Annotated in this window: 10 protein-coding genes and 1 tRNA gene; 8 read left to right on the plus strand and 3 right to left on the minus strand. The window is 67.8% G+C overall.

Translation table 11 applies throughout. From position 1 onward, the window contains the following. Positions 1 to 138: 138 nt before the first annotated feature. The 6 genes from E2E34_RS25130 to E2E34_RS25155 all read left to right on the plus strand — a co-directional run bounded on the left by E2E34_RS25130 (position 139) and on the right by E2E34_RS25155 (position 6992). On the plus strand, positions 139 to 540 hold the full coding sequence (locus E2E34_RS25130; protein ID WP_138904198.1) for a hypothetical protein: 402 nt from the start codon (positions 139 to 141) through the stop codon (positions 538 to 540). Positions 541 to 1092: 552 nt separating this feature from the next. After that, positions 1093 to 2325, plus strand: a complete 1233-nt coding sequence (locus E2E34_RS25135; protein ID WP_138904199.1) for a branched-chain amino acid ABC transporter substrate-binding protein — start codon at positions 1093 to 1095, stop codon at positions 2323 to 2325. A 125-nt stretch (positions 2326 to 2450) separates the two neighbouring features. Next, on the plus strand, positions 2451 to 3383 hold the full coding sequence (locus tag E2E34_RS25140; RefSeq protein ID WP_138904200.1) for a branched-chain amino acid ABC transporter permease: 933 nt from the start codon (positions 2451 to 2453) through the stop codon (positions 3381 to 3383). A 5-nt stretch (positions 3384 to 3388) separates the two neighbouring features. Continuing rightward, positions 3389 to 5122, plus strand: coding sequence for a branched-chain amino acid ABC transporter permease (locus E2E34_RS25145; protein ID WP_138904201.1), 1734 nt, complete (start codon positions 3389 to 3391; stop codon positions 5120 to 5122). 5 nt (positions 5123 to 5127) lie between these two features. Then, positions 5128 to 6279: an ABC transporter ATP-binding protein gene (locus tag E2E34_RS25150; RefSeq protein ID WP_138904206.1), complete on the plus strand. Its 1152-nt coding sequence runs from the start codon at positions 5128 to 5130 to the stop codon at positions 6277 to 6279. Beyond that, on the plus strand, positions 6276 to 6992 hold the full coding sequence (locus E2E34_RS25155; protein ID WP_138904202.1) for an ABC transporter ATP-binding protein: 717 nt from the start codon (positions 6276 to 6278) through the stop codon (positions 6990 to 6992). The genes E2E34_RS25150 and E2E34_RS25155 overlap by 4 nt, the downstream gene beginning before the upstream one ends. Positions 6993 to 7078: 86 nt before the next feature. Here E2E34_RS25155 and E2E34_RS25160 read toward each other — a convergent pair whose 3' ends face one another. Then, positions 7079 to 7735 carry an ANTAR domain-containing response regulator gene (locus E2E34_RS25160; RefSeq protein WP_138895096.1) on the minus strand — a complete coding sequence of 219 codons (657 nt, stop codon included), beginning with the start codon at positions 7733 to 7735 and terminating at the stop codon, positions 7079 to 7081. A 99-nt stretch (positions 7736 to 7834) separates the two neighbouring features. On the opposite strand from E2E34_RS25160, the gene E2E34_RS25165 reads away from it, so the two are divergent. Next, positions 7835 to 7909 (plus strand) — tRNA-Leu (locus tag E2E34_RS25165). Between the two features lie 109 nt (positions 7910 to 8018). Next, complete coding sequence (locus E2E34_RS25170; RefSeq protein WP_138904203.1) at positions 8019 to 8801, plus strand: helix-turn-helix domain-containing protein; 783 nt, start codon at positions 8019 to 8021, stop codon at positions 8799 to 8801. A 77-nt stretch (positions 8802 to 8878) separates the two neighbouring features. On the opposite strand, the gene pyk is transcribed toward E2E34_RS25170, so the two are convergent. Then, positions 8879 to 10318, minus strand: coding sequence for a pyruvate kinase (gene pyk / locus E2E34_RS25175; RefSeq protein WP_138904204.1), 1440 nt, complete (start codon positions 10316 to 10318; stop codon positions 8879 to 8881). Between the two features lie 120 nt (positions 10319 to 10438). Beyond that, positions 10439 to 11039 (minus strand): SIMPL domain-containing protein (locus tag E2E34_RS25180; protein ID WP_138904205.1); only part of this gene is annotated, 601 nt, incomplete at its 5' end.

The raw sequence follows: 11039 nt of genomic DNA on the forward strand, positions 1-11039 counted from the left end.
CAACACCCCTGCTTCCCGGCCCACTTGCCCACCACGGTGCGCACGTTTCCCCCCGCGCGCAGCCACCGTCGCGAAGCTGCCGCAAGGCCGTCGCTCCGCCCTGTTGTGTCACAGATCGTGACGACCTAGCGTTCCCGTATGGGGACCGGACCGCACGCTCGGGCCAGGCGCACCGCCTTCGCACTCCTGGCCGCGCTGATGATCGCGGGCTGCTCGCAGGACCGTCCGGCCGCCGGGCCCACGACTCCCTCCCCTTCCCCGCAGAGGACCTCACCCGAGGAGATCTGCGCGGAACTCGTCTCCTACTGGGCCAAAGAGACACTCAAAGGCGGTAAGTGGGCAGGACTCGACTGGGAACAGAAGGGCCTGTCCAACGCGCAGTACGCCCTGCACGAGCAGATCGTTTCCGCAGGCCGCGCCGAGGCGAAGCGCCACGGAATGGCGGCGGCCCTGCGACGGGTCGACGGCCTCGCACAGCGGGAATGCGCCTCCCGGGGCGGCGCCACGGCCAACTCGGAGAACTGGCGCCCGCCCGACTGAGCGGCGGCGGCCCCGGCCCGCCGGTTCCGCCCAACAGGCAGCGGCAGAAAGGCCGTTGTCCACCCACCCCCGCCGCGCGACGCCCGCGCCCGCTTTCAGGACGCACGACGACGAGGACGCCGGGCACCTGGGACCCGCACCTCGCGGACGTAACACTGCGTGACCGGCAAGCCATCGTTGACGCATGGGCGCCGCCGCACGCCGAGCCGGTCCGCGATCCGGCCGACGCCTTCCGGCCATCCCCCCGCCGCCGCGACCATGATCGCAACAAGCGCCATTGCGGAACTGCGCGTTCTCAGCATGTGGGATCTTCCGCCGGTGGGGTTATCGGCGGATGTGTCCACACTGCCCTACCCAGCGTTGGCCTTGGCATAACAAGAGAGTCACATCCTGACTTCACACCTCCACGACCCCTCCACCTCCGCCTAGAGTCACGGCCAGTCACCGCGCCGCCGGGCGCGTCTGCTGCACGGCCCCTGTATTGACCCAGTACGGCCCGGCGATCGTCACGGCACCTCAGCAGAGGAGGCCGCGCCAGGGAAAGGACCTTTCGTGCGACACCGTTCTTTGCTCATACTCACCACAGCGCTCACGACCGGAGCACTGACTCTCACCGCATGTGGTTCGCGCGACGACAACAAGGGCGGCGACGACAGCGGTAAGAAGACCACCGTCGTCATCGGTGTCGACGCACCGCTGACCGGCTCCCTCTCCGCGCTCGGCCAGGGCATCAAGAACTCCGTGGACCTCGCGGCCAAGACCGCGAACAAGAACAACGAAGTCCCCGGCATCGAGTTCAAGGTCGAAGCCCTCGACGACCAGGCCGTCCCCCAGTCCGGCCAGGCCAACGCCGCGAAGCTCGTCGGCAACCAGGACGTCATCGGAGCCGTCGGCCCGCTGAACTCCGGCGTCGCCCAGTCCATGCAGGGCGTCTTCGAGAAAGCCGGCGTCGTCCAGGTCTCCCCGGCCAACACCAACCCGGCGCTGAGCCAGGGTGACAACTGGGGCAAGGGCGAGCTCAAGCGCCCCTTCAAGACCTACTTCCGCACCGCCGCCACGGACGTCGTGCAGGGCAAGTTCGCCGCCCAGTACCTGTACAACGACGCCAAGAAGCGCAAGGTCTACGTCGTCGACGACAAGCAGACCTACGGCGCCGGCCTCGCCGCGATCTTCTCCGCCGAGTTCAAGCGGCTCGGCGGCAAGATCGCCGGCACCGACCACGTCACGGTGAAGGAGACCGACTTCTCCAGCACCGCCGACAAGGTCAAGTCGTCGAAGGCCGACTCCGTCTACTTCGGCGGTCAGTACCCCGAGGGCGGCCTGCTCTCCGACCAGATCAAGAAGACCGGCGCCAAGATCCCCACCATGGGCGGCGACGGCATCTACGACCCGGCCTTCATCAGCGCCTCCGGTGTGGCCAACGACGGTGACTTCGCGACCTCCATCGGCTACCCGGTCGAGAAGCTCCCGACGGCCAAGAAGTTCATCGCCGACTACAAGGCCGCCGGCTACAAGGACCCGTACGCGGCCTACGGCGGTTACTCCTACGACGCCGGCTGGGCCATCGTCCAGGCCGTCAAGTCCGTCGTCGCCGCCAACGACGGCAAGCTGCCCGAGGACGCCCGCGCCAAGGTCGTCGAGGCCATGTCCAAGGTCTCCTTCGACGGTGTGACCGGCAAGGTCGCCTTCGACGAGTACGGCGACACCACGAACAAGCAGCTCACCGTCTACAAGGTCGAGGGCAAGGTCTGGAAGGACGTCAAGTCCGCCACCTTCGAGGACTGATCCACAACACAGTCCCCGCCCCACGCACCACCCGCATGACCCGCACAACCTGACCCACACCGCGCGAGGGCGCAACAGCGCCCTCGCGCGGAGTCATATCCGACAAGCTCATCGGAGGCCCTGCGGTGCACGAACTGCCGCAACAGCTGGCCAACGGCCTTGCCCTCGGCGCCCTGTATGGCCTTATAGCCATCGGGTACACCATGGTGTACGGCATCGTCCAGCTCATCAACTTCGCCCACGGCGAGATCTTCATGATCGGGGGCTTCGGCGCCCTCACCGCCTACATCGCGCTCCCCAGCGGAACGTCGCTTCTCGTGGCCATTCCCCTCATGATCGTCGGCGGTGCCATCGCGGCCGTCGCCGTCGCCACCGCCGCGGAACGCTTCGCCTACCGACCGCTGCGCAACGCGCCACGGCTGGCCCCGCTCATCACCGCAATCGGCCTCTCGATTGTTCTCCAGCAGCTTGTCTGGGGTCTCTACCCCGACGCGAAGAAGCCGCGCAGCTTCCCCGAGTTCCAGGGCGAGTCGTTCAAGATCTTCGACAACCTGTACCTCCAGCGCGCCGACGCCTTCGTCCTCGTCCTCGCCCCCGCGTGCATGCTCGCCCTCGGCCTCTTCGTCGCCAAGAGCCGCAGCGGCCGCGCCATGCAGGCCACCGCGCAGGACCCCGACACGGCGAAGCTCATGGGCATCAACACCGACCGCATCATCGTGATGGCCTTCGCCATCGGCGCCGCGTTCGCCGCCGTCGCCGCCGTCGCGTACGGCCTCGACAAGGGCCAGATCAACTTCGAGATGGGCTTCATCCTCGGACTCAAGGCCTTCACCGCCGCCGTCCTCGGCGGCATCGGCAACATCTACGGAGCCATGGTCGGCGGAGTCGCCCTCGGCCTCGCGGAAGCCCTCTCGATCGCCTACATCGAAGAGATTCCCGGGATGCAGCAGCTCGGCGGCGGCGCTTGGGCCAACGTCTGGGCATTCGTACTTCTCATCGTCGTGCTCCTCGTCAGGCCACAGGGCCTGCTCGGCGAGCGCGTCGCGGATCGGGCGTGAGAGCCATGACAACCGACACCACGACAGCCAAGACGGCGACCGCGGACGCCGGCGCCCGCGCCGACCTCTTCCGCTGGATCATCGCCGCGGGGGGCCTCGCCACCGTAGCCAGCACCTTCATGTCCTGGACCTACACCGACGAGTTCCCCGGCGACCTCACGGTCTACGGATACCCCGGCGGCCTCCAGGTCCTCACCCTCGTCGCGGGCCTCCTCACCACCCTGTACGCCCTCGCCGCACAGGACTTCAAGGGCCTGCGCTGGCTCGCGCCCACCGGCACCACCAAGGCCCTGCGCCTCTTCGCGCTCGGCGCCTTCGGCACCACCTGGTTCACGGTCGTCGCCATCGCCGTCGAACTCGGCGGCGTCGTCAACCTCGAACCCGGCGGCTTCGTCGCGGCCGTGGCCTCCCTCATCCCCGTCGCCGCGGCGTTCCAGCTCCCCGACGACACCCGCAAGGCCCAGCGCCCCAAGGAACTCGCCTCCTGGGCCGAGATCCTGATCATCGTCGCCGCCTTCGCGATCGGCCTGTACGTCGTCACGTACGGCATCGACACCGAGTACGCCGAACTCTTCACCGGCTACATGATCACCGTCGGCTTCGCCATCGCCGCCCTCTTCAAGGCCGGCCTCATGGCACGGCTCTCCGGGCTCACGGCCAAGTACCGCTCCATCGCCGTGGCAGCCGCCTTCGTCGCCGCGGCGGCGTTCCCCTTCACCCAGAACACCGACCAGTTCACCCTCATCGCGGTCAACATCCTCATCTTCGCGACCGTCGCACTCGGACTGAACATCGTCGTCGGCCTCGCCGGACTCCTCGACCTCGGATACGTCGCCTTCCTCGGCGTCGGCGCCTACACCGCCGCACTGGTGTCGGGCACCACCGCATCCGCCTTCGACGTCCAGTTCCCCTTCTGGGCATCCGTCCTCACCGGCGGCGCCGTCTCCCTGATCTTCGGCGTCGTCATCGGCGCACCGACCCTGCGGCTGCGCGGCGACTACCTCGCCATCGTGACCCTCGGCTTCGGCGAGATCTTCCGCATCACCGTCGGCAACCTCGACGGCGTGTCCGGACCCCAGGTCACCAACGGCCCCAACGGCGTACCGAACGTCCCCGACCTGGTCTTCTTCGGATACGACTTCGGTGAATCCCACACCGTCGCCGGCTTCGAACTCGGGTCGTACGCCAACTACTACCTGCTGATGCTGCTCGCGATGATCCTCGTGGTCCTCGTCTTCAGCCGCGCCGGCAGCTCCCGCATCGGCCGCGCCTGGGTCGCCATCCGCGAGGACGAGACCGCCGCCACCGCCATGGGCATCAACGGCTTCCGGGTCAAGCTCATCGCCTTCGCCCTCGGCGCCACCCTCGCCGGCCTCGCCGGCACCGTCCAGGCACACGTCCAGAGCACCGTGGTCCCCGAGATGTACGTCTTCGCGGGCCCCGTACCGCCGAACTCCGCCTTCCTCCTCGCCGCCGTCATCCTCGGCGGCATGGGAACCATCAGCGGACCCCTCATCGGCGCCACGCTCCTGTACATGATCCCGGCCAAGCTGCAGTTCCTCCAGGACTACCAGCTCCTCGGCTTCGGCATCGCGCTGATCCTCCTCATGCGCTTCCGCCCCGAAGGCCTCATCGCCAACCGGCGCGCCCAGCTCGAGTACCACGAGACCGACCAACTCGACGTACCGGACAAGGGCCTGACCGACTCCGGCGTCGGCATCACGAAGGCGGGGGCGTGAACGACATGACGACCACCACCGAGAACACCACCCAGACCCCCGAGACCACCGCCGTCCTCGACGCCAGCGGCGTCACCATGCGCTTCGGCGGCCTCACCGCCGTACGCTCGGTCGACCTCAAGGTCAACGCCGGCGAGATCGTCGGTCTCATCGGCCCCAACGGCGCCGGCAAGACCACCTTCTTCAACTGCCTCACCGGGCTCTACGTGCCCACCGAAGGCAAGGTCTCCTACAAGGGCACCGTCCTGCCGCCCAAGCCCCACCTCGTCACCCAGGCAGGCATCGCCCGTACCTTCCAGAACATCCGGCTCTTCGCCAACATGACCGTCCTGGAGAACGTCCTCGTCGGACGCCACACCAGGACCAAGGAAGGCCTCTGGTCCGCCCTCCTGCGCGGACCCGGCTTCAAGAAGGCCGAAGCCGCGTCGCACAAGCGGGCCATGGAGCTGCTCGAGTTCATCGGCCTGGAGAACAAGGCCGACCACCTCGCCCGCAACCTCCCCTACGGCGAACAGCGCAAGCTCGAAATCGCCCGCGCCCTCGCCAGCGACCCGGGCCTGCTGCTCCTCGACGAGCCCACCGCCGGCATGAACCCGCAGGAGACCCGGGTCACCGAAGAGCTCATCTTCGCCATCCGGGACCAGGGCATCGCCGTACTCGTCATCGAGCACGACATGCGCTTCATCTTCAACCTGTGCGACCGCGTCGCCTGCCTCGTCCAGGGCGAGAAGCTCGTCGAAGGCACACCCGCCGTCGTCCAGGGCGACGAGCGTGTCGTCGCCGCCTACCTCGGTACGCCCTTCGAAGGCGCACCGGGGGCGGAGGAGGCCGCCGAGGTCGAAGCCGCCGAAGCGGTCGCGGAAGCGGCCGGGGCGAGCAAGGCGGAGCCGGCCGAGGTGACGGAGGCGACCGGAGCGGCGGAGGCCACCGAGGCAGCCGAGGCAGCCACCGAGGCCGCCGCCGCTGAGGAGAACGCCGCCGAAGCCGCCGCGACCGCCGAGGCTGCTGCAACCGCCGAGACGACCGAGGAAGCCGAGGAAGCTGAGGCGACCGAGGAAGCCGCGGCCACCGAGCCGGCCGAGGCCACCGAAGCCACCCCGGCCGAGGGCACCACCAGCAAGACCAGCAAGACCAGCCCGGAAGGGGAAACCCAGTGACCGCTCTCCTCGAGGTCGAGGACCTCAGGGTCGCCTACGGCAAGATCGAAGCCGTCAAGGGCATCTCCTTCAGCGTCGAAGCCGGCCAGGTCGTCACCCTCATCGGCACCAACGGTGCGGGCAAGACCACCACCCTGCGCACCCTGTCCGGACTGCTCAAGCCCTCCGGCGGCCGCATCACCTTCGACGGGAAGCCGCTGGGCGGAGTCCCCGCCCACAAGATCGTGTCCCTCGGACTCGCCCACTCCCCCGAGGGCCGGCACATCTTCCCCCGCCTCACCATCACCGAGAACCTCCAGCTCGGAGCGTTCCTGCGGACGGACAAGGCGGGCATCGAGAAGGACATCCAGCGCGCCTACGACCTCTTCCCCATCCTGGGCGAACGACGGAAGCAGGCCGCGGGAACCCTCTCCGGCGGTGAGCAGCAGATGCTGGCCATGGGACGCGCCCTCATGTCGCAGCCCAAGCTCCTGATGCTCGACGAGCCGTCGATGGGCCTCTCCCCGATCATGATGCAGAAGATCATGGAGACCATCGTCGCGCTCAAGGCCCAGGGCACCACGATCCTGCTCGTCGAGCAGAACGCCCAGGCCGCCCTCTCGCTGGCGGACCAGGCGCACGTCATGGAGGTCGGCACCATCAAGCTCTCCGGCCCCGGCAGCGAGCTGCTCCACGACGAGTCGGTCCGCAAGACGTACCTCGGCGAGGACTGACCGGACCGTACGTACGACGGAAGAGGCCGCCCCCACGCTGTGTGGGGGCGGCCTCTTCCGTCATGCCGAGCCGCTGCGGCGTGCCGCTACTCGCCCTTCGCGGCCTTCTTCTCCTCGGCGTCCTCGATGACCGCCTCCGCGACCTGCTGCATGGACAGGCGGCGGTCCATCGACGTCTTCTGGATCCAGCGGAACGCGGCCGGCTCGGTCAGCCCGTACTGCGTCTGCAGCACCGACTTCGCCCGGTCCACCAGCTTGCGCGTCTCCAGCCGCTGGGTGAGGTCCGCGACCTCGTTCTCCAGCGCCTTCAGCTCCGTGAACCGCGAGACGGCCATCTCGATGGCCGGCACGACGTCGCTCTTGCTGAACGGCTTTACGAGGTACGCCATCGCACCGGCGTCCCGCGCCCGCTCGACGAGATCGCGCTGCGAGAACGCGGTCAGCATCAGGACGGGGGCGATGGACTCCTCCGTGATCTTCTCGGCGGCGGAGATCCCGTCGAGCACGGGCATCTTCACGTCGAGGATCACGAGGTCGGGCCGGTGCTCACGAGCGAGCTCGATGGCCTGCTGCCCGTCGCCGGCCTCGCCGACGACCGCGTAGCCCTCTTCTTCGAGCATCTCTTTGAGGTCGAGGCGGATGAGGGCTTCGTCCTCGGCGATGACGACGCGGGTCGTCAGCGGCGGGACGTGCGACTTGTTGTCGTCGTCGGCGACGGGCTGGGGCGACTCGGGGGTGGTCACGGGGCTCCTCGTTCCACGGCAGGTACAGCTCTCCATGAGCCTACCTAGCTGCGGTATGGTGGACGCGCAGTGGGTCGAGATCAACCTTCGATTCACTTAGCCCCGGTAGTCCAATTGGTCAGAGACAATGGATTCAAAACCCATCCAGTGTCGGTTCGAGTCCGACTCGGGGCACTTTTCCTTAGATTCGAAGGCCGCGGGCGAATGGTCGAACTTCACGTGAACGCATGAACGTGACACCACTCCAACACCGGGCGGTCAAGATCGCGCCAGGCTGGGTCGTATGTACGACCTCCACACCCGCGAGCAGGCTCTGACACTCGTCGCCCAAGGCCACAGCCTCAACTCCGTGAGCCTGCGGACCGGCATATCCCGGTCCGCGATCCGTGAATGGCAGACACGACCAGAGTCGCCGAAGCGCGTGCTCGGACAGGCAGGACCATGCCCAAGGTGCCTGCCGGCACCTGGAGTTCCCGCCGATACCGCTTCGTACTCGTACCTCCTGGGCCTCTACCTTGGCGACGGGTGCATCAGCTCGCACCGCAGCGGCGGCTACTACCTGCGCATCGCGTGCGCCGACGCCTGGCCGGGCCTGATCGATCTCTGCAAGAACGCCATCACGGCCGTCCGCCCCGAGGATTCCGTCTACGTCCTCCAGCGGGAAGGCTGCGTGATGGTGACCAGCTACGGCCGCCACTGGCCGTGCCTCTTCCCCCAGCACGGGCCCGGCAAGAAGCACACACGCCGGATCGCGCTGGAGCCCTGGCAGCAGACCATCGTCGACGAGCACCCATGGGAGTTCGTCCGGGGCCTGATTCACTCCGACGGATGCCGGAACATGAACTGGACCACGCGCGTCGTGGGCGGTGAGCGGAAGCGGTACGAGTATCCGCGCTACTGGTTCACCAATGTCTCGGACGACATCCGGCGCCTCTACACGGACACCCTCGACCGCCTCGGCGTCGAGTGGAAGGACTGCACGCGCCACGGGAGGCCGTACAACGTCTCCGTCGCCAGGCGTGCTTCCGTCGCGCTGATGGACGCGCATGTGGGGCCGAAGTACTGACGGCCCGCGGTCGGGCCCCCGGGGGTGTGGGGGCCCTGTGCCCGTGCCGCGGTCGGCGGCCTGCGGTGCGGGGAGGGTTACTCCGCGGGGGCGGTGTCGTCCTCGCCGATGCGGTGGACGCGGACGAGGTTGGTGGAGCCCGCGATGCCGGGCGGGGAGCCGGCGGTGATGATCACGACGTCGCCCTTCTTGCAGCGTCCGATGCGTAGGAGGTGTTCGTCGACCTGGGCGACCATGGCGTCGGTGGAGTCGACGTGGGGGCCGAGGAAGGTCTCGACGCCCCAGGTGAGGTTGAGCTGCGAGCGGGTGGCGGAGTCGGGTGTGAAGGCGAGCAGCGGGATGGGTGAGCGGTAGCGGGACAGGCGCTTGACGGTGTCGCCGGACTGGGTGAAGGCGACGAGGAATTTGGCGCCGAGGAAGTCGCCGATTTCGGCGGCGGCGCGGGCGACGGCTCCGCCCTGGGTGCGGGGCTTGTTGCGTTCGGTGAGGGGCGGGAGTCCCTTGGCGAGGATGTCTTCCTCTGCGGCTTCGACGATGCGGCCCATGGTTTTGACCGTCTCGATGGGGTATTTGCCGACGCTGGTTTCGCCGGAGAGCATGACGGCGTCGGTGCCGTCGATGACGGCGTTGGCGACGTCGGAGGCTTCGGCGCGGGTGGGCCGGGAGTTTTCGATCATTGAGTCGAGCATTTGGGTGGCGACGATGACCGGTTTGGCGTTGCGCTTGGCGAGTTTGATGGCTCGCTTCTGAACAATGGGCACTTGTTCGAGTGGCATTTCGACGCCGAGGTCGCCGCGGGCGACCATGATGCCGTCGAAGGCGGCGACGATCTCGTCGATGTTGTCGACGGCCTGCGGTTTTTCGATCTTCGCGATGACGGGGAGGTGGCGGCCTTCTTCCCGCATGACGCGGTGGACGTCGTCGATGTCGCGTCCGTTGCGTACGAAGGAGAGGGCGATGATGTCGGCTCCGGTGCGCAGGGCCCACCGGAGGTCGTCGATGTCCTTTTCGGAGAGGGCGGGTACGGAGACGGCGACGCCGGGGAGGTTGAGTCCCTTGTGGTCGGAGACCATGCCTCCTTCGATGACGAGGGTCTGGACGCGGGGGCCGTCGACGCCGGTGACTTCGAGGGTGACCTTGCCGTCGTCGACGAGGATGCGTTCGCCGGTGGTGACGTCGGTGGCGAGGCCCTGGTAGGTGGTGCCGCAGGTGTGGCGGTCGCCTTCGACGGGTTCGACGGTGATGGTGAACTCGTCGCCTCGTTCAAGGAGTACGGGTCCTTCGGCGAAGCGTCCGAGGCGGATCTTCGGACCTTGAAGGTCGGCGAGTACGCCGACGCTGCGGCCGGTTTCGTCGGAGGCTTTGCGTACGCGCTGGTAGCGCTCCTCGTGTTCGGCGTAGGTGCCGTGGCTGAGGTTGAAGCGGGCGATGTCCATTCCGGCTTCGACCAGTGCCTTGATCTGGTCGTATGTGTCGGTGGCGGGGCCCAGGGTACAAACGATTTTTGCTCGGCGCATAGGTCGAGCCTAGGGCTTACCAGTCAGTAGACAATTGGCTGCGCGTGACTGTCCAACAACCTTTGCATGAAAGGTTATTGACAAGTGTTGAATTGTGCGGGGGGTCGCTCTGATGAGCATTCAGAGCGCGGGCGGGGTCATGATGAAGCGGGCGTTCACGAGGGCGTGGAGGGTCTGGCGCTGGGGTTCGAGGTCGAGGGCGGGGGCGTCCTCGGCCATTTCGGAGCTCATTGCCCTGCGTGTGAAACCGCCGGCGTAGGCGACGGGCACGGGGTGGGCCTCTTCGGCGCCGGGGTCGGAGAGTTCGACGAGGGCGGTGAGGTCGGCGCCGAGGGCCTGGGCGTACTCGCGGGCGCGCTTGACGGCTTCGCGTACGGCTTGTCGGCGCACTTCGCCGTGGGCGGGTGAGTCGGGCCGCATGGACCACCAGGGGCCGTCGACGCGGGTGAGTTCGAGGTCGGCGAGGCGGGTGGTGAGTTCGCCCAGTGCGGTGAAGTCGGTGAGTACGGCGGTGAGGTGGACGCGGCCGTGGTAGGCGCGGACGCGGTCGCCGCGACCGTGCCGGGTGAGTTCGGGGCTGATGGAGAAGGCGCCGGTCTCCAGTTTTTCGACGGCGTCGCCGTAGCTCTTGACGAGGTCGAGGGCGAGGCCGTTGCGCCGGGTGAGGTCTTCGAGGGCGGTGCGGCGGTCCGTACCGCGTGCGCTGACGGTGATGCCGATG

The sequence above is a fragment of the Streptomyces albidochromogenes genome, from assembly GCF_005981925.1.
Taxonomy (GTDB): Bacteria; Actinomycetota; Actinomycetes; order Streptomycetales; family Streptomycetaceae; genus Streptomyces; species Streptomyces albidochromogenes.

What these genes read in the sequence shown, in the direction of transcription:
- E2E34_RS25145 (WP_138904201.1), top strand. Translation starts at nt 3,389, where the DNA reads ATGACAACCGACACCACGACAGCCAAGACGGCGACCGCGGACGCCGGC.
- pyk (WP_138904204.1), bottom strand. Translation starts at nt 10,318, where the DNA reads ATGCGCCGAGCAAAAATCGTTTGTACCCTGGGCCCCGCCACCGACACA.
- E2E34_RS25170 (WP_138904203.1), top strand. Translation starts at nt 8,019, where the DNA reads ATGTACGACCTCCACACCCGCGAGCAGGCTCTGACACTCGTCGCCCAA.
- E2E34_RS25150 (WP_138904206.1), top strand. Translation starts at nt 5,128, where the DNA reads ATGACGACCACCACCGAGAACACCACCCAGACCCCCGAGACCACCGCC.
- E2E34_RS25130 (WP_138904198.1), top strand. Translation starts at nt 139, where the DNA reads ATGGGGACCGGACCGCACGCTCGGGCCAGGCGCACCGCCTTCGCACTC.